This is a genomic window from Acidovorax sp. T1 (assembly GCF_002176815.1).
GTDB lineage: Bacteria > Pseudomonadota > Gammaproteobacteria > Burkholderiales > Burkholderiaceae_C > Acidovorax.
The window spans coordinates 179,515-201,141 of the sequence record NZ_CP021648.1 but is presented as its reverse complement, the minus strand read 5'-3'; the positions used below and the strand labels follow the sequence as shown (position 1 = coordinate 201,141).

General features: G+C 65.4%; 20 protein-coding genes. 11 read left to right on the top strand and 9 right to left on the bottom strand.

From position 1 onward, the window contains the following. Positions 1-25 precede the first annotated feature (25 nt). The 3 genes from mreD to CCX87_RS00875 form a co-directional block, all read right to left on the bottom strand. A complete protein-coding gene (gene mreD / locus CCX87_RS00885) occupies positions 26-544 on the bottom strand; it encodes a rod shape-determining protein MreD (protein ID WP_087743050.1) in 519 nt (172 codons plus the stop codon). Positions 545-581: 37 nt separating this feature from the next. Next, complete coding sequence (gene mreC / locus CCX87_RS00880; protein ID WP_087743048.1) at positions 582-1,502, bottom strand: rod shape-determining protein MreC; 921 nt, start codon at positions 1,500-1,502, stop codon at positions 582-584. Positions 1,503-1,635: 133 nt separating this feature from the next. Next, positions 1,636-2,679 carry a rod shape-determining protein gene (locus CCX87_RS00875; protein WP_005798130.1) on the bottom strand — a complete coding sequence of 348 codons (1,044 nt, stop codon included), beginning with the start codon at positions 2,677-2,679 and terminating at the stop codon, positions 1,636-1,638. Between the two features lie 216 nt (positions 2,680-2,895). On the opposite strand from CCX87_RS00875, the gene gatC reads away from it, so the two are divergent. Genes gatC through gatB form a run of 3 tightly spaced genes read left to right on the top strand, consistent with a single transcriptional unit; the run spans position 2,896 to position 6,182 of the window. Next, a complete protein-coding gene (gatC, locus tag CCX87_RS00870) occupies positions 2,896-3,195 on the top strand; it encodes an Asp-tRNA(Asn)/Glu-tRNA(Gln) amidotransferase subunit GatC (protein WP_087743046.1) in 300 nt (99 codons plus the stop codon). 7 nt (positions 3,196-3,202) lie between these two features. Next, positions 3,203-4,705, top strand: coding sequence for an Asp-tRNA(Asn)/Glu-tRNA(Gln) amidotransferase subunit GatA (gatA, locus tag CCX87_RS00865; protein WP_087743044.1), 1,503 nt, complete (start codon positions 3,203-3,205; stop codon positions 4,703-4,705). A gap of 1 nt (position 4,706) precedes the next feature. Further along, entirely contained in the window at positions 4,707-6,182 is a 1,476-nt protein-coding gene (gene gatB / locus CCX87_RS00860; protein WP_087743042.1) for an Asp-tRNA(Asn)/Glu-tRNA(Gln) amidotransferase subunit GatB, read from the top strand. Between the two features lie 32 nt (positions 6,183-6,214). Here the strand turns inward: gatB and CCX87_RS00855 are convergent, their stop codons facing one another. Both CCX87_RS00855 and pyrE read right to left on the bottom strand, forming a co-directional pair. Then, complete coding sequence (locus tag CCX87_RS00855) at positions 6,215-6,901, bottom strand: DUF4124 domain-containing protein (RefSeq protein ID WP_369825300.1); 687 nt, start codon at positions 6,899-6,901, stop codon at positions 6,215-6,217. Continuing rightward, a complete protein-coding gene (gene pyrE, locus CCX87_RS00850) occupies positions 6,898-7,605 on the bottom strand; it encodes an orotate phosphoribosyltransferase (protein ID WP_087743039.1) in 708 nt (235 codons plus the stop codon). Before pyrE ends, CCX87_RS00855 begins: the two co-directional genes overlap by 4 nt. Positions 7,606-7,614: 9 nt before the next feature. Between pyrE and CCX87_RS00845 the strand changes: the two genes are divergently transcribed. The 4 genes from CCX87_RS00845 (at position 7,615) to CCX87_RS00830 (ending at position 12,557) form a co-directional block, all read left to right on the top strand. Continuing rightward, positions 7,615-8,418, top strand: a complete 804-nt coding sequence (locus tag CCX87_RS00845; protein ID WP_087743036.1) for an exodeoxyribonuclease III — start codon at positions 7,615-7,617, stop codon at positions 8,416-8,418. A gap of 22 nt (positions 8,419-8,440) precedes the next feature. Further along, the gene (locus tag CCX87_RS00840) at positions 8,441-10,387 is read left to right on the top strand and encodes a GspE/PulE family protein (RefSeq protein WP_232476451.1); all 1,947 of its coding nucleotides are present in this window, start codon (positions 8,441-8,443) and stop codon (positions 10,385-10,387) included. A gap of 284 nt (positions 10,388-10,671) precedes the next feature. Further along, entirely contained in the window at positions 10,672-11,310 is a 639-nt protein-coding gene (locus CCX87_RS00835) for an MBL fold metallo-hydrolase (RefSeq protein ID WP_087743031.1), read from the top strand. Between the two features lie 185 nt (positions 11,311-11,495). Next, a complete protein-coding gene (locus tag CCX87_RS00830; protein WP_087743028.1) occupies positions 11,496-12,557 on the top strand; it encodes a GGDEF domain-containing protein in 1,062 nt (353 codons plus the stop codon). A gap of 108 nt (positions 12,558-12,665) precedes the next feature. Here CCX87_RS00830 and CCX87_RS00825 read toward each other — a convergent pair whose 3' ends face one another. Further along, positions 12,666-13,535: a M48 family metallopeptidase gene (locus tag CCX87_RS00825; RefSeq protein ID WP_087743026.1), complete on the bottom strand. Its 870-nt coding sequence runs from the start codon at positions 13,533-13,535 to the stop codon at positions 12,666-12,668. Between the two features lie 33 nt (positions 13,536-13,568). Here CCX87_RS00825 and CCX87_RS00820 point away from each other — a divergent pair, with 33 nt between their 5' ends. From CCX87_RS00820 to CCX87_RS00805, 4 genes are all read left to right on the top strand, one after another. Then, positions 13,569-14,975, top strand: coding sequence for an AmpG family muropeptide MFS transporter (locus tag CCX87_RS00820; RefSeq protein ID WP_369825301.1), 1,407 nt, complete (start codon positions 13,569-13,571; stop codon positions 14,973-14,975). 152 nt (positions 14,976-15,127) lie between these two features. Further along, positions 15,128-15,850: a response regulator transcription factor gene (locus CCX87_RS00815; RefSeq protein ID WP_086911008.1), complete on the top strand. Its 723-nt coding sequence runs from the start codon at positions 15,128-15,130 to the stop codon at positions 15,848-15,850. A 206-nt stretch (positions 15,851-16,056) separates the two neighbouring features. Continuing rightward, positions 16,057-17,295, top strand: coding sequence for a HAMP domain-containing sensor histidine kinase (locus tag CCX87_RS00810; protein WP_087743025.1), 1,239 nt, complete (start codon positions 16,057-16,059; stop codon positions 17,293-17,295). 171 nt (positions 17,296-17,466) lie between these two features. Next, positions 17,467-18,462 (top strand): NAD(P)H-dependent flavin oxidoreductase, encoded by a 996-nt coding sequence (locus CCX87_RS00805; RefSeq protein ID WP_087748103.1) that lies wholly within the window; start codon positions 17,467-17,469, stop codon positions 18,460-18,462. A 106-nt stretch (positions 18,463-18,568) separates the two neighbouring features. Here CCX87_RS00805 and CCX87_RS00800 read toward each other — a convergent pair whose 3' ends face one another. Genes CCX87_RS00800 through CCX87_RS00790 form a run of 3 tightly spaced genes read right to left on the bottom strand, consistent with a single transcriptional unit; the run spans position 18,569 to position 21,626 of the window. Then, positions 18,569-19,543, bottom strand: coding sequence for a glycosyltransferase (locus tag CCX87_RS00800; RefSeq protein WP_087743023.1), 975 nt, complete (start codon positions 19,541-19,543; stop codon positions 18,569-18,571). Positions 19,544-19,557: 14 nt separating this feature from the next. Further along, the gene (locus tag CCX87_RS00795; RefSeq protein ID WP_087743022.1) at positions 19,558-20,811 is read right to left on the bottom strand and encodes an O-antigen ligase family protein; all 1,254 of its coding nucleotides are present in this window, start codon (positions 20,809-20,811) and stop codon (positions 19,558-19,560) included. Next, positions 20,811-21,626 carry a glycosyltransferase family 2 protein gene (locus CCX87_RS00790; protein ID WP_087748102.1) on the bottom strand — a complete coding sequence of 272 codons (816 nt, stop codon included), beginning with the start codon at positions 21,624-21,626 and terminating at the stop codon, positions 20,811-20,813. The genes CCX87_RS00795 and CCX87_RS00790 overlap by 1 nt, the downstream gene beginning before the upstream one ends. Position 21,627 lies beyond the last annotated feature (1 nt).

Genomic DNA, 21,627 nt, shown 5'->3' with positions numbered 1-21,627 from the left:
GCTCAAAGAAGGCCTCACAGGGGCCTCACAGGGGCCGGTTCTCATCGCGATCAGGCGGACGACGCTGCGGCGCCAGCAGCACCCAGCTGGCCAAGGGCCAGAGCAAGGCCTCCAACACAGGCGCGAGCAAGCCCCAGAGACCAGGAAAGATTCCGCCACCCACCATGCGCAGCAACAGCTCCACCGCATGGGCCAGCAAAAACAAGAGGAACACCTGCAGCGCCTGGGATGGAACACTGAACCACAGCAGACGGCGATGCATTGCCATCGCGCCAAATGACAGCACCGTATAGACCAGGGCATGCTGACCCAGCCAGGACGACTGGTGGACATCCATGCACAGGCCCAGCACGAAGGCGACTCCCATGCCGACGCGCTGGGGCTGGTGCACCACCCAAAATGCCAGCAGCAGCAACAGGATGTCGGGAGTCCAGACCACCCGTCCGAGCGGCAAAAAGTTGATCGCCAAGCCCACCAGCAGGCTGGCGACAATGAAAACGGGATTGACTGGCAGCAGCAATGGCTGCCCGCGCGGCATGATCATGGCGCGATCCTTTCTGGCGCGACATACCCGCACCCCGTCACTTGCGCGCCCCCTTCTTGCCAGGAAGCGCCGCGTCGGGTTCGGGACGCTCTGGCATGGGCTCTGCCGCCGGCTTGAGCAGCATCACGTGGCGGGCCCCTTGGACCCCGGCGACGGGGGCGCAATAAATACGGGCAAAGGCCGAATCGGCCCGCCGCTCCACACGCACCACCTTGGCGACGGGCAAACCCGGTGGATACAGCCCATCGACACCGCTGGTGGTGAGCAGATCCCCCTCAAGGATGTCGGCGTTCGCCGGCATGAAGCGCAGTTCCATGCCCCCGGCATGGCCCGCCACCGGGTCTCCGTAGGCGACGCCCCGAACACCGGTGCGAATGTTCAGTACCGGGATGGCTTGGTCGCGGTCAATCAGCAAGGTGACCTCGCTCACGAACGGATGCACGCGCGTGACCTGCCCCAGCACCCCCTTCTCGTCGAGCACTGGCGCACCCAGCTCCACCCCTGCCGTTCGGCCCCGGTCCACCACAACCCGCCGGGTGTAAGGATCCGCAGTGTCATAGAGCACCTGTGCCGCCTGGGCGGGGGTTTCCAACCGGGTTCGAAGGTCCAGCAACTGACGCAACCGCGCGTTTTCCTGCATCAGCTGCTCCGCCTGGATCGAGCGCTGTGACATCAGGGTCATTTGCTTGCGCGCCGCATCGGCGTCTTCCTGGGCCTTGCGCAGCGACTGGAAGTAACCACTTCCCTGCGCGATGAATTCGACCGGCTGGAGCATCAGCCATTGCACCGGGTAAATAACAGCAGCCACCGCCTGGCGCAACGCGCCCGTGAGCTGAAAGCGCGCATCCGCCACCATCAAAAACAGCGCCAACGCGCTGTAGAGGGCCAGCTTGGAAAGGGCCGACGGCCCTTGCTTGAAAAATGGCGGCGCACTGCGCTCAAGCGTTCCGAGCGACATGGCAGATCGTTGTTGTCAGGCGGGGCTGCAGGCTCCCCGAGCCACGGATGCGTGCCCACAAGGCCTTGGTGCGAACGCGGTCAGTCATGCAATGGAGACAGGATGCGACCTGTGCAGGCACAGGCGCTCCGTCTTACTCGCTGGTAAAAATGCTGCCCAGGCGGTCCATGCGCTCCAGCGCAATGCCGCAGCCTCGCACCACACAGGTCAGCGGATCTTCGGCCACCAGCACGGGCAGGCCGGTTTCTTCGGCCAGCAGGCGGTCCAAGTCGCGCAGCAGCGCACCACCACCGGTGAGCATCATGCCGCGGTCGGCAATGTCGGCGCCCAGTTCTGGAGGCGTTTGTTCCAGCGCGTTCTTCACGGCCGAAACGATCTGGTTGAGCGGGTCGGTCAGGGCTTCCAGCACTTCGTTGGAAGAAATGGTGAAGCTGCGCGGTACGCCTTCGCTCAGGTTGCGGCCCTTGACTTCCATCTCACGCACTTCAGAGCCGGGGAAGGCCGAGCCGATGTTCTTCTTGATGGCTTCGGCCGTGGGCTCGCCGATCAGCATGCCGTAGTTGCGGCGGATGTAGCTGATGATGGCTTCGTCAAACTTGTCGCCACCCACACGCACACTGCCCTTGTAAACCATGCCGCCCAGCGAGATCACGCCCACCTCGGTGGTGCCACCGCCAATGTCCACGACCATGGAACCGCTGGCCTCGCTAACCGGCAAACCTGCGCCGATACCGGCAGCCATGGGCTCTTCGATCAGATAGACAGCGGTGGCGCCTGCAGCTTCGGCCGCGTCCTTGATGGCGCGGCGCTCGACCTGGGTCGAGCCGCAAGGCACGCAGATAATGATGCGCGGGCTGGGGGTGAACAGTGTGCGCGGGTGCACCATCTTGATGAACTGCTTGATCATCTGCTCGGTGATCACAAAGTCGGCGATCACGCCGTCCTTCATGGGCCGGATGGCTTCGATGTTGCCCGGCACCTTGCCCAGCATGGCCTTGGCTTCACGGCCCACGGCCTGAATCACTTTTTTGCCGTGGGGTCCGCCTTCGTGGCGAATGGCGACGACCGAGGGCTCATCGAGCACAATGCCTTTGTCGCGGGCGAATATGAGGGTGTTGGCGGTGCCAAGATCAATGGCAAGGTCGGTGGAGAAATACCGACGGAAAGCTCCGAACATTCAAAAATCCTCTCAGGCACGGCATGCACTTCGGCCTGCCGTCGCGGGGTGTGTCAGGGAGTGGGTGGGGGTCAAATTTCGCTTTTTTCGCACAATGACCGGCAGGTAGGAGGGCATTGCGGCAAAGCCGGGATAATACCCCATCCCCTGTGAATAACTCCCCTCGGCTTGACCCGTATCACAGGTTTACATCTGGTTTCCCACGAATTTCCCTTTATGGCACTGACACCCCAAGACATCGGCCGCATTGCCAACTTGGCACGGCTTGAGCTGACCCCCGCCGAAAGTGAGCGCATGCTGACTCAGCTGAACGGCTTCTTTGACATTGTGGAAAAAATGCGGGCGGTGGACACATCGGGCCTCACGCCCCTGGCGCACCCCGTCGCCACCATCCAGGACGTGGCCCTGCGCCTGCGCGAGGACGTGGCCAGCGAGCCCAACCAGCGCGAAGCCAATCAAAAAAGCGCACCCGCCGTCGAGCGCGGCCTGTTCCTCGTCCCCAAAGTGATCGAGTGAGGCCCGCATGACCACGACCACCACCAAAGCCCTGCACGACCTGGGCGTTGCCGAACTGGCTGCAGGCCTGCGCGACAGGCAATTTTCTGCCGTCGAAGCCGCCCAGCATTTCCTGGCCCGCGCCAAGGCGCACCAAAACCTGGGCGCCTATGTGGCCCTGAACGAAGAGGCCACCCTCGCCCAGGCCAAGGCGGCCGACGCGCGCATTGCCGCCGGCACCGCCGGCGCGCTGGAAGGCGTGCCCATTGCGCACAAGGACATCTTCGTCACGCGCGACTTCCCCAGCACCGCCGGCTCCAAGATGCTGGCGGGCTACCAGTCGCCTTTTGATGCCACCGTGGTCGCCCGCTTGGCCGACGCGGGCGCAGTGACCCTGGGCAAGCTCAACTGCGACGAGTTCGCCATGGGCTCAGCCAACGAGAACTCAGCCGTGGCGCCCGTGGGCTTTGACGCCCCCGCACCCGTGTGCAACCCCTGGGACACGAGCCGCATCCCAGGCGGTTCGTCCGGCGGCAGCGCCGTGGCAGTGGCCGCGCGCCTGGCGCCGGCCGTCACCGGCACCGACACCGGCGGCTCGATCCGCCAGCCCGCATCGTTTTGCGGCATCACCGGCATCAAGCCCACCTACGGCCGCGCCTCGCGCTACGGCATGATTGCTTTTGCCTCCAGCCTCGACCAGGCCGGCCCCATGGCCCACAGCGCCGAGGATTGCGCCCTGCTGCTGTCAGCGATGTGCGGCCCCGACCCGGACCGCGATTCCACGTCGCTGGATGTGCCGGCCGAAGACTTCAGCGCCAAGTTGAACGACAGCATCGACGGCCTGCGCATTGGCATTCCCGCCGAATTTTTTGGCGAAGGCCTGGCACCCGACGTGCGCGCCGCCGTGGATGGGGCCCTGAAAGAATACGAAAAGCTTGGCGCCAAGCTCGTGCCCATCAGCCTGCCGCGCACTGAGCTGTCCATTCCGGTCTACTACATCATCGCCCCGGCCGAAGCGTCTTCCAACCTCTCGCGCTTTGACGGCGTGAAGTTCGGCCACCGTACCAATCAGTATTCCGACCTGGTGGACATGTACAAGAAGACCCGCGCCGAAGGCTTTGGCGACGAGGTCAAGCGCCGCATCATGATGGGCACCTATGTGCTAAGCCATGGCTACTACGACGCCTACTACCTGCAGGCGCAAAAAATCCGCCGCATGATCGCCGACGACTTCCAGAACGCCTTCCAGCAATGCGACCTGATCGCCGGCCCGGTAGCCCCCACGGTGGCCTGGAAGCTGGGCGAGCACGGCAACGACCCGCTGGCCGACTACCTGGCCGACATCTTCACGCTGCCCGCATCGCTGGCCGGCCTGCCCGGCATGAGCGTGCCGGCAGGCTTTGGCGAAGGCGGCATGCCCGTGGGGCTGCAACTCATCGGCAACTACTTCGCCGAAGCCCGCCTTCTGAACGCTGCGCACCGCCTGCAGCAAGCCACCGATTTCCACCTCCGCCACCCCGGAGGTCTGTGACATGACGACCAGCAAATTGATCCACGGCTACGAAGTCGTCATCGGCTTCGAGACCCACACCCAGCTCGCCACCAAGAGCAAAATTTTCAGCCGCGCGCCCACCGCCTTTGGCGCCGAGCCCAACACCCAGGCCTGCGCGGTGGACCTGGCGCTGCCCGGCACGCTGCCCGTGATGAACCGCGAGGCGGTGGCCTGCGCTATCAAATTAGGACTGGCTCTCGGCTCCCACATTGCGCCAGTGAGTATTTTTGCCCGCAAGAACTACTTCTACCCCGACCTGCCCAAGGGCTACCAGATCAGCCAGTTCGAGATCCCGGTGGTGCAGGGCGGCGAGGTCGAGTTCTTCCTGGAGACAGGAAAAGGCGCCGACGCAACGCGGGAAAAGAAGACCGTGCGCCTGGTGCGCGCCCACCTTGAGGAAGACGCGGGCAAGTCGCTGCACGAGGACTTCATCGGTCAGTCGGGCATCGACCTGAACCGCGCCGGCACGCCGCTGCTGGAGATCGTGACCGAGCCCGACATGCGCTCGTCCGAAGAGGCGGTGGCTTATGCCAAGGAGCTGCACAAGATCGTCACCTGGATCGGCATCTGCGACGGCAACATGCAAGAGGGCAGCTTCCGCTGCGACGCCAACGTGTCGGTGCGCAAGCCCGGCCAGCCGCTGGGCACGCGCCGCGAGATCAAGAACCTGAACAGCTTCAAGTTCATGCAGCAGGCCATCGACTACGAGATCCGCTGGCAGATCGAGCAGATCGAAGACGGCCACGCCATCCAGCAGGCCACCGTGCTGTTCGACCCCGACACCGGCGAAACCCGCGCCATGCGCACCAAGGAAGACGCTGCCGACTACCGCTACTTCCCCGATCCAGACCTGCCACCGCTACACATTTCAGAGCATTGGGTGCAAGAACAGCGCGCGCTGATGGCCGAATTGCCTCGCACCATGGCCACGCGTTTCGTGGCGGACTATGGCCTGCCCGAATACGACGCCACCACGCTCACACAGAGCAAGGCCATGGCCGCCTACTTCGAGGCCGCAGCCAAGGCCTGCGGCCAGCCCAAGCTGGCCAGCAACTGGATCATGGGCGAGGTGTCGCGCCGCCTGAACGCTGGCGAGATCGACATCGAGCAAGCTCCGATAACTTCAACTCAACTGGCAGCACTGATCGCGCGCATCGCCGACGGCACGATTTCCAACAACGCCGCCCGGCAGGTGTTTGAGGCCCTGTGGGCCGGCGAATCAAAGGATGTGGACGCCATCATCGAGTCCAAAGGCCTCAAGCAGATGAACGACACCGGCGCGCTGGAGAAGATCATCGACGAGGTGATCGCCGCCAACGCCGACAACGTGGCCCAGTTCCGTGCGGGCAAGGACAAGGCGTTCAATGCACTCGTGGGCCAGATCATGAAGGCCAGCAAAGGCAAGGCCAATCCGCAGCAGGTCAACGATTTGCTGCGCGCACGGCTGGCCGCTTGAGACTCGGCGCCAGCAACGCCTGCCGGTGCCCTTCAGCGCGCCGCGGCAGGCGGCAACCCGTCAGATGTTGCAAGGGCGGGCGTCAGCTGCACAGCCCACAACCTGCGCAGTTGCGCCAGCTCTGCGTCGAAACGCTGGTGGATGCGGCGTTTTTCCAGCTCCTGGTTGCCGACGAAGCGGCGCTGCTCCTGCATGTCTTCATCGTTTTCAGCGATTTTGCGGCGCAGCGCCATGGGCGCCTTGGTGGGGTCCTTCTGGTAGAACTCCATTTCCGTGTCCAGAGCCTTGCGCTGCAGCTGCAGTTCCACCATGCGTTTCTCGGCGATGGCGGTGATGTCATCGAGTAACTGGATGGCCGCGGCGCGCTCTACGTCGTGGGCTGCCTTGTCGGGGTAGCGCGCGGTAAGAACGCGCTCGCGGCGCCGTTCTTCCTGCAGGCGCGCGCGCTCCTCCGCTTCCTTGCGGCGCTGCGCATCCAGGGCTGCCCGCTCCTGCTCGGTGAGCGACGGGCCAATCTGGCGGCGCATGGTGCCCGTGGGGCTGAGCTCGCGTTGTTCGCGGTCCAGGCATTCGGCAATGGGTCGGTCTGCTGTCAGCCGGCGCCCCTGGCGATCGACACAGGTGTAGATGCTGCCGGCGCCAGGCTGCTGCGCCCATGCGCCTTGCCCCAGCAAGCTGGCCAGCAGCCCCACGCCCATGATCCACGTCCATTTGCTCAACTGAATGGCCCTTCGTTGACTCCGTACCGCTGGCGATAGGCCAGCACCCGTTCGTGGTGTGCGGCCATTTCGACCCCACCTTTTTGGGAGAGATACAGCAATAAGTCTGCCAGCGTGGCAATAGCGCACACCTGCATGCCCAGCTGCTGGCGCACATACTGCACGGCGCTGTGCTCGACGTCCTGGCCATTCTCGGTGGCCTTTTCCTGGCGGTCCAGCGCAATGGCCACGGCATGCGGCACAGCGCCGGCCGCGCGGATGATGGCGATGGACTCACGCGCGGCAGTGCCCGCCGACATCACATCGTCAATGATCAGCACCCGCCCCTGGAGCGGCGCCCCCACCAGCGTGCCGCCCTCGCCATGGTCCTTGGCCTCCTTGCGGTTGTAAGCGAAGGGCACGTTGCGGCCCTGGCGCGCCAGTTCTACGGCCACCGTGGCAGCCAGTGGAATGCCCTTGTAGGCCGGGCCAAACACCATGTCGAATTCGATCCCGCTGGCCAGCAGGGCTTTTGCATAGAATTCTGCGAGGCGGCCCAGCTTGTCTCCGTCGTCGAACAGGCCGGCGTTGAAGAAGTAGGGACTCAGGCGCCCCGCCTTGGTCTTGAACTCCCCGAAACGCAGCACACCCGCCTCGACGGCAAAACGTACAAAATCCTGCGCCAGACGGCCCTGCTCGGGGGTGCGCGCGCCAACATTCACCATGGGAATTCCTTGTTCAAGTTAACCAGCCTCAATCTCAACGGCATCCGATCGGCCACCAGCAAGGGCGTGGAGCGCTGGATCGAAGCTACGCGGCCGGATTGTATTTGCGTGCAGGAAGTGAAGGCCCAGGCGGCCGATGTCGCCACGCGGTTCGAGCAGCTTGCCAGCATGCAGGGGCATTTTCACTTCGCCCAGAAAAAGGGCTATTCCGGCGTGGGCATCTACACGCGCCACGAGCCCAGCGACGTCATCACCGGCTACGGCTCGCCCGAGTTCGATGCCGAGGGCCGCACCATCGAACTGCGTTTTGACACACCCGCGCGCAAGCTGTCCATCATCAGCGCCTATTTCCCCAGCGGCTCGTCGGGCGAAGAACGCCAGTTGGCCAAATACCGCTTCCTCGACACCTTCCACCCGCACCTCATGGCCACCAAGGGAGAGCGGGAGTTCATCCTGTGCGGCGACATCAACATTGCGCACCAGCAGATCGACCTGAAGAACTGGCGCAGCAACCAGAAAAACAGCGGCTTCCTGCCCGAGGAACGCGCCTGGATGACAAAGTTGTTACACACAACTGACCCCGACGGCGGGCTGGTGGACGTTTACCGTCAGTTACAACCCACCGCCACCGACACCGCCTACACCTGGTGGAGCAACCGCGGCCAGGCTTATGCCAACAACGTGGGGTGGCGCCTGGACTACCACCTGGCGACACCCGCGCTGGCGGCCCTGGCGCGCACCGAGCATATCTACAAGGACGAGAAGTTCTCGGACCACGCGCCCATCACCGTGGATTACGACTTCACGCTCTGACCATCGTCTTTACCGCCCTTCCATGCAAATCGCTACCACGCCAGAAACGCTTGTCCCCGCACCGCCCCAGTGCCTCACCCCATCGGACATGGACACTCTCTGGAAACTGGTCACCACCCCCCATCCGGTGGTGGGAAAGGCGCACCACCTTGGCGAAGCCCTTTTGCAGGCCGGTGTCATCAGCGAACACACGCTGCAAGAAGGCCTTCAGGCCCAAAAAGCCGAGCAGGGAATAGGCGTCCGGCGCCAGGTAGGCCAGATTCTGGTGGACCGCGGCGACGTGACGCAAGACCAGCTCAAGCATGTCATTGACAGCTGGCTGGGCGAATACATGGTGAACCCCGACCACCTGACGCCCGATGCTGCCTCGCTGGCGCTGGTACCCCGCGCGGTGGCCGAGCGCGAATCCGTGCTGCCCCTGCTGGCCCGCGAGGACGCGCTGGTGCTGCTCATGGCAGACCCCTGCGACCGCGTGCTGCTCGACGAGCTGCGCTTTCTGACGCAACGGCGGCTGATTCCGCTACAGGCCGCCCCCGGCACCCTGGGGCCTGCCATCGCCAAGGCCTACAGCGTGCACCCGCAGCCCCAGGCGGGCTCGCCAACCGCGGCCGGGGCGCATCCCGGCCCCGCCACCACCTCGCGCGCCACGTCGCAAGAACTGGCCGTCAACCTCACCACGACGGCGCCCGACAGTGAGGCCGAGCAGGCCGACGTGATCAGCGAGTCCGACAACACGCTGGTGCGCCTGATCAATTCGGTGATTGACGAGGCCATCAACCACCGCGCCTCCGACATCCACATTGAAACCGAGCCCGCCCCCCAGAATGTGCGAGTGCGCCTGCGCATCGACGGCGATCTGACGCCCTACCTGGAGCTGCCGGCGCGCTTTCGGTTTGCCATGGTGGCCCGCATCAAGATCATGGCCAACATGGACATCTCGGAGCACCGCAAGCCGCAGGACGGGAAGATCGACTTTGCCCGCTTCGGCGGCCCACCGGTCGAGCTGCGCGTGGTCACCGTGCCCACCTCGCGCGGACTCGAAGACGTGGTGCTGCGCCTGCTGGCCGGTGCCAAGCCCCTGCCGCTGGAAGCCATCGGCCTGAGCCCCGCCAACCTGGTGGCCATGCGCGGTGTGATGAAGAAAAGCTACGGCCTGGTGCTGGTGTGCGGCCCCACGGGCTGCGGCAAGACCACCACGCTGCACTCGGTGGTGCGCGACATCAACACCGCCGGACGCAAGATCTGGACAGCCGAAGACCCGATTGAAATCACCCAGAGCGGGCTGCGCCAGGTGCAGGTGAACCCGCGCATTGGCTGGACCTTTGCCGCCGCCATGCGCACCTTTTTGCGCGCCGACCCGGACGTCATCATGATCGGCGAAATGCGCGACGAGGAAACCGCGCGCATCGCCGTCGAGGCCTCGCTCACGGGGCATCTGGTGCTGTCCACCCTGCACACCAATTCGGCGCCCGAAAGCATTGCGCGGCTGCTTGAAATTGGCCTGGACCCGTTCAACTTCTCGGACTCGCTGCTGGCCATCCTCGCACAGCGCCTGGTGCGGCGCCTGTGCACCGCGTGCCGCGAGCCGCGCGTGGCCGACGATGAAACACTGACCGACCTGGCTTCACAATACCTCGCCAGCGGCACCGGCAACACGCAAGAGGCGCGCTCTGCACAGGTGGCGCAGTGGCGCAAGCTTCATGGCGACGCCTTCGGAAACCTGCGCCTGTGGCGTGCGGTGGGCTGCACGGCGTGCGAAAACCACGGCTACCACGGGCGGCTGGGCATCCACGAGCTGATGCTCAGCGACGACCCCATCCGCCAGCACATCCGCCGCCGCGCACCCGCGTCCGACATCCGCCACTCGGCACTGGCGGCTGGCATGCTCACCCTGCGCCAGGACGGCATCGAAAAGGTGCTTCAGGGCCTGACCGACATGACCGAAGTGGTGGCCGCCACCAACCTGTGACAGGTTTCATGTCAAATATGCTTCTAGCGCTTATCCAACAAGCGCAAGCAGCTATTAAAACAAGAGCACATCAGCGTTAGCCAAGCCGGGGCAGCGCCCCAGTTCCTTGGCGCAGGCGCTGCGCGACCGCAAACTGACCCTGCCCACGGGGGCCACCCCTGGCGCCGCGCCCGCACTGCTGGCTGGCTGGCTGGCTGGCTGGCTGACTGGCTGACTGGCTGACTGGCTGAGCGTTTGCGCTATCGTTCGGGCCTGCCGATGCGGCAACCGAACTGATTTTTTCCATGCTCCAGTACCTCTCCATCCCCGTCACGCCGTTCCAGCAAAACTGCTCCATCGTCTGGTGCGACGCCACCCGCAAGGCCGCCATCATTGATCCCGGCGGCGATCTGGACACCCTGCTGTCGGAGGTTGAGCGCCGGGGCCTCACCCTGGAACAGATCTGGCTCACGCACGCCCACATCGACCACGCCGGGGGCACGGGCGAACTGGCCGAGCGTCTGCAACTTCCCATCGTCGGCCCGCACCCGGCCGACCAGTTCTGGATTGACGGCCTGCCGCAGCAAAGCGCGATGTTCGGCTTTCCACCCGCGCAGCCATTCACGCCCACGCGCTGGCTGCACGACGGCGACCAGGTGCAGATCGGCAACGAAACGCTGAACGTGCGCCACTGCCCCGGCCACACGCCCGGCCATGTGGTGTTCCATGCGCCGCAGATTGACCGGGCCTTTGTGGGCGATGTGCTGTTTGCCGGCAGCATTGGCCGCACCGATTTCCCGCAGGGCAACCACCAGCAGCTCATCGACAGCATCACGCAGCGCCTGTGGCCCATGGGCGACCAGACGGTGTTCATTCCAGGGCACGGACCCGAGAGCACCTTTGGGCGCGAGCGGCGCAGCAACCCGTATGTGGGCAACACCTGAGCCACTGCCGAACTGTCGCCGGCAGGCGGCTTGATCCCGGGTCAATACTTGACTTTATTTGTCGGACAAAGGTTTTGCCTTGTTTCAGGTAACAGAATGCAGTGACCATGCACTCAGCCGCCGCGATGTGCCAGTGATCAATAGCACTCAGCCCCGCGGCACCTGGCCACACCACATCGCCCCACATGCCCACGTCCACCCTCGCCCTTCCCCTGGCCACCTCGCGCGGCTCCAGCATTGCAGGCAAGGCCTATTGGGGCATGGTGGGCCGCATTGCGCTGACGGCTGCAACCATCGATGCGGCCTACATCGTGCTGTTTCTGCTGTTGGGCTCGGTGCCGCTGGCGGCCATCAACGTCATCAGTATCGCGATGTACCTCAGCGCCTATGCGCTGATCCGGCGGCGGCGCAATATGCTGGGGGTGGCGCTGATCTGGGTGGAGGTCATCGTCCATTCGGCACTGGGATCGCTGATGATCGGCTGGGAGAGCGGGTTTCACTATTACCTGCTGTTGTTCATCCCCGCCATCGTGATCGCCAACGCCAAGGGATACACCATGCCCATGGTGCTGGGTCTGCTGGTTTACTACCTGGGACTCAAGGCCTTGTGCGAATACCTGGGGCCCCTGGCGCCATTGCCACCGCACCGCGTTGAGATCGTCAACGCGATCCATGTCTGCCTGATCTTTGGCATGTTCGCGGCGCTGGCCGGTTTCTACCGCCGCACCATCCTCGTGGCCGAAGCCCGTCTGCTCAAGCAGGCCACACTTGACCCATTGACCGGTCTGAACAATCGCAGCCATTTCCAGACACTGGCGGCCAACGAACTGGCACGCTGCCAGCGCTCCGGCGCACCCGTCGCGCTGATGCTGTGCGATATCGACCATTTCAAGCTGGTGAACGACCGTTGCGGGCACGCTGCCGGAGACCGGGCTTTGGTGCATGTGGCGCAGGTGCTGTCGGCCAACCTGCGCGAGTGCGATGTGTTGGCGCGCTGGGGTGGCGAAGAGTTTCTGGCGCTGATGCCCGACAGTTCGCTGCCAGCCGCCCACGCTGCAGCCGAGCGCATCCGCACCGCCATCGAGGCGCACCGGTTCACCATCGACGGGATACCCATTTCCCTCACCTTGTCGTTTGGCGTGGCACAGTTGCACGGTGGCCACGACCTGCAGAACGCCACGGCGCGGGCCGACAAGGCCCTGTATGACAGCAAGCGTGCGGGCCGCAACCGGGTTAGCCTGGGTTAGCGTGCCCCCAGAAGATGCTGGCATGGGGGGTGCCACGGAAATTTGGCAAAAATCGGCTGCAGTGCTTATACAGCAAGCGCCAGCAGCTATTAATAATGCAGCAAAATTTCAACCACCCCGGCGTGCGGCGGCATAAAGCCCCTGCACCTTGGGCACATTGCTTTCGAGCTCGCGGATGCGTTCCGGGCCGCTGGGGTGCGTGGACAAAAATGCCAGCCCCCCTTGCGCGTTGCCGGTGGCATTGCCCATCTTGCGCCACAGGCTCACGGCCGCCTCGGGCTTGTAGCCCGCGCGTGCGGCCAGCTCCAGCCCCACCAGATCGGCGTCGGACTCATCGCCCCGGCTGAACTTGAGCGTGAGCAACTGGGTGCCCAGGTTGGCCGCCATGTTGCCCAAATCGCCCAGGCCCAGCAGCTGCGCCCCCAGCGACAGCCCCAGGCCCGTGGCCCTGCTTTTGGCAATGCGCTCGCGGGCGTGCTCGCGCAGGGCGTGGGCCATCTCGTGGCCCATCACCATGGCGACTTCGTCGTCGGTCAGCTTGAGCTGCTCCAGGATGCCGGTGTAGAAGGCAATCTTGCCGCCGGGCATGCAAAAGGCATTGATCTGCTTGCTGCCGATCAGGTTGACCTCCCAGCGCCACTGGCGTGCCCGGTCGTTCCACTGGGCGGTGTAGGGAACCAGCCGCCGCGCAATGGCGTGCAGCCGCTGCAGCTGAGGGTGGCCGGGGGGCGCCAGGGCATTCTTGGCGCGCGCCTGGGCCAGCAACTGGCTGTATTGCTGGGTGGCCGAGGATTCGAGCGTTTCGGCGGGCACCAGCCGGCGCAAGCCGGAGGCCGCGCCCACATCCACCTGCGCCAACGCCGGGGCCGCCACGAGCACACCCGCGCCTGCGCCGGCGGCCAGCAAAAAGGCGCGGCGGGGCATCCAGGGTGACGAGGGGGCAGCAGTGGGCGGCAACGCCGGGCAGAAAAGACACATGCGGGAATAATAGACAAAAATCCCCACGCGCACATGCCAGACCCCATCCCGACCCCCGCAGCGGCCACGCCTGCCCGCGACATGCATCCCCCACGCACCTCCTGGCTGCAAACCCTGCGCGTTTACCTCGAACCGGCCAGCCTGCGCATGCTGACGCTGGGCTTCTCCGCCGGCCTGCCGCTGCTGCTGGTGCTGGGCACGCTGAGCTTTCGCCTGCGCGAGGCCGGCATCGACCGCAGCACCATCGGATACCTGAGCTGGGTGGGCCTGGCCTATGGCTTCAAGTGGCTGTGGGCGCCGCTGGTGGACCGCATGCCGCTGCCGCTGCTGACGCGCTGGCTGGGGCGGCGGCGCAGCTGGCTGCTGCTGTCGCAGGCCCTCATCGTGGCCGGGCTCGTGGGCATGGCGCTGGCCGACCCGCGCCTCACGCTGGGCCCCATCGTGTGGTGCGCGCTGGCGGTGGCCTTTGGCTCGGCCACGCAGGACATCGCGCTGGACGCGTTTCGCATCGAATCGGCCGATGCCAATCACCAGGCCGCCCTGGCCGCCTCGTACCAGACCGGTTACCGCCTGGCCATGATCTGGGCTGGCGCGGGCGTGCTGTGGATTGCGGCGCGCTCCGAGGTGGCACCCGCTGCAGCACAGGCGGTTGGCCAGGCGGTGGCCCAGGGCACCGCGGCCTACCAGAATGGCGCCTGGCAGGCGGCCTATCTGGCCATGGCCGCGTCGATGGCCGTGGGCGTGGTCACGGTACTGTTCTCGCGCGAGCCGGTGCCCGTGGTGCTGCCACCCGCCAAGAACGCGGCCGAATGGATCAAGGGCGCCGTGGTCGATCCGTTCGCCGATTTTCTGGGCCGTTACGGCTGGCAGGCCGCGCAGATCCTGGCGCTGATCGCCGTGTACCGCATCAGCGACGTGGTGATGGGCATCATGGCCAACCCGTTCTATGTGGACATGGGCTTCACCAAGGACGAGGTGGCGGCGGTCACCAAGATTTACGGCGTCATCATGACGCTGGTGGGCGCCTTTGTGGGCGGCGTGCTGTCGATGCGCCTGGGGGTGATGCGCATCCTGATGCTGGGCGCCGTGCTCAGCGCGGGCAGCAACCTGCTGTTTGCCTGGCTGGCGGGCCATGGGCATGACGTGACGGCGCTGATCGCCGTGGTGTCGGCCGACAACCTGGCCAGCGGCATTGCGTCGGCCGCGTTCATTGCGTATCTGTCGAGCCTGACCAACGTGAGTTATTCGGCCACGCAGTACGCGCTGTTCAGCTCGATGATGCTGCTTCTGCCGAAGTTTGTGGCGGGCTTTTCGGGCGACTATGTCAACAGTTTCGGCTACGCCCATTTCTTTACGGCCACGTCCTTGCTGGGGCTGCCGGTGCTCGGGCTGGTATGGCTGGCCTCACGGGTCAAAACACCCGCTAGTGCCCGACCTTAAAGCGCCAACAGCTATATAAACAATAGCATTTGAGCACCTGCGAGGTTGCACGGTTTACCGGAACTTTACGGCGGCTTCAACGCTGCGCGACGCCTGCGGGTCACGATGGAGCCCTGCCCGAACCGACTCCACTGCCCCACTACACTGCCACGATGAGCTCGCACCTGTTGATGATTGAAGACGACGCCCGCCTTGCACAGATGGTGGGCGAATACCTCGGCCAGTCTGGCCTGCACGTCACGCACCGCGCCGATGGCGCGAGCGGCCTGGCGCAACTGCAGGGCCCTGATGCGGGGCCCTTGCCCGACCTGGTCATCCTCGATCTGATGCTGCCCGACATGGACGGCCTGGACGTCTGCCGGCGCATCCGCGCGCTGCAGGGCCCCGCCGCCCAGGTGCCGGTGCTCATGCTCACCGCCAAGGGCGACCCCATGGACCGCATCATCGGCCTGGAGCTGGGCGCCGACGACTACCTGCCCAAGCCCTTCGAGCCGCGCGAGCTGCTGGCCCGCATCCGCGCCATCCTGCGCCGCCGCACCGATGGCGGCAGCGCTGCGCCGGCCAGCCAGGCGCTGCGGTTTGGCACGCTGGAGATTGACCGCGACGCCCGTACCGTGACCGTGGCCGGCGAGCTGGCCGACCTCACCTCCTACCAGTTCGACCTGCTGGTGGCGCTGGCCGAGCGCGCCGGCCGCGTGCTTACGCGCGACCAGATCATGGAGGCCGTGCGCGGCCGCGAGCTGGAAGCGTTTGACCGCTCCATCGACGTGCACATGGGCCGCATCCGCGCCGCCATCGAAGTGGACGCCAAGAATCCGCGCCGCATCCTAACGGTACGCGGCGTGGGCTATGTGTTCGCCAAACAGCAAGATTGATATGCCCCGCCTGAGTCGCACTGCGCCCGGTGTTGCCGCCAGAGTCGGCAACCCTTCTGAGCCGTCCAAGCCTGCACCGGCAGGCTTCGAGCCGCGGCACCTCAGCCCCCAGGGGGACGCCACCGGTGGCCTGGCAAAGCCAGTTACACGGTGGCACTGGCTTGGGGCGCGCCAATTGCTCAGGCCAAAGTTCACGGGCGTGGGGCATGGCGTTGTTTGATATTTTTTCCCGCCGCCTGTACCTGCGCATCTGGCTGGCGGTGGTCGGCGGCATGGCCGTGCTCACGCTGGCCGTGGGCTGGGCCTGGCGCATCGCCGCAGAGCAGAACACCCAGCCCGCGGCACCCCCCGCCCGCGAAGTGGTGCTGCGCGACGGGGACGGCCACACACTGATCGCCGGGCTGGCCACGCGCGTGCCGGGGCCACCGGGCGAAGGCCTGGAGCTGCGCATCGACAGCGCCGACGGCACCACCTACAACCTGCAGCTCGCTCCGCGCGCCGACCGGGGCAACCACCCCGGCCCCAACCGACGCCCCGAAGCCGCCTTCTGGATGCGTCCGCCCTTTGGTTTCCTGTGGATGCTGGGCCTGGTGGGCCTGGCCGTGGCCGTGGGAGTGTTCCCCATCATCCGTCGCCTGCTGCAGCGGCTGGAGACCCTGCAGCGCAGCGTGCAGCGGTTTGGCGAAGGCGATCTGTCGGTGCGCGTTCCCGAGCACGGGCAGGACGAGGTGGCCGACCTGGCGCGCCAGTTCAATGCGGCCGCGGCGCGCATTGAAACCCTGGTCAAGACCCACAAATCGCTGCTGGCCAACGCCTCGCACGAACTGCGCTCGCCGCTCACACGCATCCGCATGGGCCTGGAGCTGATGGGCGGCCAGCAACCCTCGCCCGCGTTCCGCGAAGAAATCCTGCGCAACATTGCCGAACTCGACCAGCTGGTCGATGAAATCCTGCTGTCCAGCCGACTGGACGCGCGCGAGGCCGATGTGGGCACCGTGGAACTGGTGGACCTGATCGGACTGGCCGCCGAAGAATGCGCACGGGTGGGGGCCGACCTGGATGTGAGCGCCAGCCCCGAGCTGCTGGAGGTGCATGGCGTGGCCAAGCTGCTGCGCCGCGCGCTGCGCAACCTGCTGGAGAACGCACGCCGCTACAGCCAGGGCGACATCACGGTGGTGGTGCAGCGGCGCGATGGCCAGGCCCAGCTGAGCGTGCTCGACCAGGGGCCCGGCGTTCCCCCCGCCTTGCGCGAACGCATCTTCGAGCCCTTCTACCGCCTGCCCGGTGCCAGCGAGCGTGCCGGGGGCGTGGGCCTGGGGCTGGCGCTGGTGCGCTCGATTGCCGAGCGCCACAACGGCACCGTGCGCTGCGAAGACCGGCCCGACGGCGCGCCTGGCGCCTGCTTTGTGCTGCGCCTGCCAGTACAGGCGGGGGCGGGCGGCTAGGGCCATATCAAAAAGATGAGCGCATTGCGCTGATTTCACCTTGCGTTCGGCCGCTTTTCGATTGTGAAGCCAGAAGTGGAAAGCGCTGCCAGCTACGTTTTGTGTAGCGCATCAGCGCCTGCCATCCGCATCCGGTTGGACGGCTGGCAAAGAGCGCAGGACAATGCCCACATGACACTACTCACCCACTCTCGGTTTTCCGCCCGCTTCGACCTGACCACCCCAATCGCGCTTGCACCCATGGCGCTGGCTTCCGGCGGCGCACTGGCCGCAGCCTGCGCGCGGGCCGGAGCCCTGGGGATGGTGGGCGGCGGATATGGTGACCTCGCCTGGACCCAGCGTGAGTACACACTCGCGCTGCAGGCGGCAGAAACCGGCCGCATTGGCTGCGGCTTCATCACCTGGAAGCTCGATGAAGACGCCTCGGCACTGGACTGGGTGCTGGACCATGCCCCGGAGCACCGCCCCCGCGCCGTGATGCTGTCGTTCGGCGACGCCCGCCGGTATGCCGCACGCATTGCAGCCAGTGGGGCCGCGCTGATCTGCCAGATCCAGCGCATGGAACAGGCGCCCCAGGCCGTGGAGGCCGGCGCCACGGTCATCGTGGCGCAAGGCGCCGAGGCGGGCGGCCATGGCATGAACGCCCTCCATGGCCGCGCCACCATGACCTTCGTGCCCGAGCTCGCCGACTGGCTGGCGGCGCATGCCCCCGGCACCCTGCTGCTGGCCGCCGGAGGCATTGCCGACGGCCGCACCCTGGCCGCGGCGATGGTGCTGGGCGCCGATGGCGCGCTGGTCGGCTCGCGCCTGTGGGCCACCGCCGAAAGCCTGGCACCACAAGGCGCCAAAGAGCTGGCCGTGCGCACGGACGGCGACGGCACAGCTCGCAGCGCGGTGTTCGACATCCTGCGGCGCAAGAACTGGCCTGCGCCCTACGACTTTCGCGCCCTACGCAACCCCTTGCATCGGGCATGGGAAGAACGCATCGACGCGCTGCGCAGCGAGCCGGCCGCTGCCCGGGATGCGTATGACGCGGCAGTTTTGGCTGGCGACTACACCGCCGCGCATGTCACCGTGGGGGAAGGGGTGGGACTGGTGCGCGACCTGCCAACCGCCGCCGAGCTGATTGTGCGCATGGACCAGGGGGCCCGCGCGCTGCTGGGTTGAGCCCCCCCCGGAACTGCTATTTTCGATAACTTCTACGACTTGGGCTGGCACGCGGAAGCGGCTTCTTGGGGCAGAATTTTCGATGACTGCCGTCACACAAGGCGCATCAGTTCGCCCAGGGCAGCTCGCGTGCGGGCCCCTGAATCACGGGCGGATGTGCATTCAGTGTTTCGCCGGCCAGCACACGTTCGTACACGCGCAGGTAGTTGCGCGCCATGCGTTGCACACCAAAGTGTTCCACCACATGCGCATGGCATGCGCGAGGATCGAAGTGATTGTTGCGAACTGCTTCGGCCAGCACCGAGGCCTGCGCAGACAGCACACCACAGTGCACCGGCACCAGTTCAGGCAAAGCGCCGTACGGTGTGGCAAAGACGGGGCAGCCAAAGTACAGGCTTTCGATGATGGCCAGACCAAACGGCTCATGCCAGCGCACCGGAAAGATCAGCCCGCGCGATGCGTTGAGCAGGCCCGTCTTTTGCGTGCCGCCCACCATGCCGTGGAAGTGGATCTTGCGCGACAGCGTCCAACGAAATCCACGCTTGAAGTTGATGCGGTTGCCGCCCAGCACATCGAGCTCCACGCCCGCCAGCTTGGCCACGCGAACGGCACCGCGCACGTTCTTCACACCCCAGGCCGCCTTGCCCAGAAAGTGATAGTGCGGGCGCGGGCGGTCAAAGTCCACCGGGCCATAGCTGTCCCAGGCCAGGCCGTTGTAGACGAACTCGGTGGAGCCATAGCGCGACGCATGGTCGCGCGAGAGGAATACCGTGTTGCGCGGCAACGGCTTGAGTTTGCGCGCGTTGCCGTGCTCGGTCACCAGGTAGGGGCGACCGATTTCGCTGCACGGATTGAACTGAAAATGCGTGATGTCTACGTCGGCCGGTATCTGGCCCTCCCAAGGCTCCCCGGGTCGGATGGGAAACACCTGGCCGAAGTCACAGCGAGAGCCTTCAGGAACCAGGTAACTCACGCGGTGGCCTTGCTGCACCAGCGTCTTGCCCAGGTCCCAGATCACGCGCTCGGTGCCACCGTAGCCATAGACGGGAATAGAGGAGTTGTTGACCAGCAGGATGTTCATCGGTAAAGCCCTGGTCAGACCGTACTGAGGCAACCCCTGCGCGCACGTCGCCCATGCAGGGCGGTCAGCACCAGCGGGCACATGAAGAGATAGAACATGTTGCCACTGTTGTGGGCCAGAAATACCTGCGTGAGGCCAAAACCGATGTACGACAGCGGCATCAACACACCAACCAGGCTCAGTGCGAGCGACTCATTGTCCACCTTGCCTGAGCCATCCCGAATCCGCGCAGCCGTGGGCCAGAAAATCGCCAGCGGTATACCGTAGAAAGCCATCAACAGCAGCACACCCATCAGACCCCGCTTGGCAAACAGGTCCAGAACTTCATTGTGCGCATGCCCATATTCCAGAACACTGGGGTAGGCCTGCCCCGCCGCCACGCGCCTCGCCTTCTCCTCTATATAGCCGGCCCGCCCCCAACCAATGAGTGGCCGGTCCCTGCCCATCTCCCATGCCAGGCGCCAGTGCGCGAGCCGTTGCCCCACCGAACTGCTGCCGTCACCGCGTTCCTGGTAGGTTTGCACCTCCTGACGCGCTTCGTCCAGCCTGCGCTCAATAGCTGGCACCTGCGACAGCGCAGCTGCCGCAAACGCCAGCGCAGTCAGCCCCCAGTACAGGCTCCTCTGACCGGTCGTTCGCACCAGAAGCCACACGCATACTGGCAACAGCAGCGCCAGCGCAAGCCAGCCTCCACGGGACTGGGAGAGCACGCAGCCCACCATTCCCAGCGCCACGGCAACGGCTAGCAACCCGCGTTGCCAGGCGTTCCATCGCCGCCATTGCACCACGAGCACAACACCACTCATCAACCCCAGCAGCATGCTCAGATCACCATACTGGATCGCGTTGGTATAGCCGTTGGCACGCTCCAGGCCCCGCATGCCCACCTGGTAGAAACCTATCAGCCCGGCGCCCACGGCGCCCACGGCAATGCCCGCCCACAACCAAGAGACACGGGGCGCAAACGTCAACAGGTAGAACATGCAGGGCAATGCCAGCAGGTACTTCGTCGGGCGCTCCATGCTGCCCATGCCCCAGGCGGTGCCCACATCCAGCGTCCACAGCCCAGCCATGGCCACAAAGGCAGCCGTGAGCCACCAGGCGGCGCGCGGCACAGGGTTGCGCCACCACATCGGGGCACTGGCCAGCGCCGCAAGCAGCAACAAGACTGCACCGTAGGAGTAGCCCGACGGCAACCAGAGCGCCAACCCGGGCACCATGAAAGCGCCAATGCTCGCGCAACGCCCATACCAGCGCTGTGCGGTCATCAGCGAATCACCTTGTCTGTCAGGCTGTCACGGTCGTAGTGCAGGGCCGCGTAACGGAAAAAGCCCTCCAGCGCCACGAACAGGCAGTACAGAAACCCGGGCCCACCACACAAGAACCCCAGGCGGAACACATACAGACGCAGGAACATGGAAAGCCCCGATGCCAGGCCCCGCAGCACGCCGCCCCGCTGGCCTTTTTCGGCGCGTTTGGCGGCCCCCAGCATGACGTACTGGGTGAGCTTTTCCAGGCTTCCCCGCACTGTGGTGCGAGAGTAGTGCAGCAGCCGTGCCTTGATCAGACGGCGCGGCACCGCCCCGCCGCCGGGCAAGGCATGCAGCTGCGCTTGCTCGTGCACCACGCCGGTGTATTCCTTGACAAGTGCCCGCACAAACAGGCGCTCGATCTGTGATTGCGAGCGGAAATACCTGAGTTCGTGCCCGTAGGCGACCATGCGCCAGCGAATCGTCCACACCGCCTGTTCGCCGGAGCGCACGATGGCTTGCAACTCCTGTGCAAACGCGGGCGTCATTACCTCGTCGGCATCCAGAAAGAACACATAATCGCCACGCGAATTGGCCAACAGCCGGTTGCGCTGCACGGCAAACCCTTGCCAGTCGGGGTAGCTGTGCACTTCTGCGCCCAGGCTGCGCGCAATGGCCACTGTGTCATCCGTGCTGCCACTGTCCACCACCAGCAGCTGATCGGCAAAAGCGGCACTGCGCAAGCAGGCTTCAATGCGATGTGCCTCGTTGTGAGACAGTACCGCAACGGTCAATGTGGGTGGTGCAGATCCACGTCCTGCTGCAACAGCCATC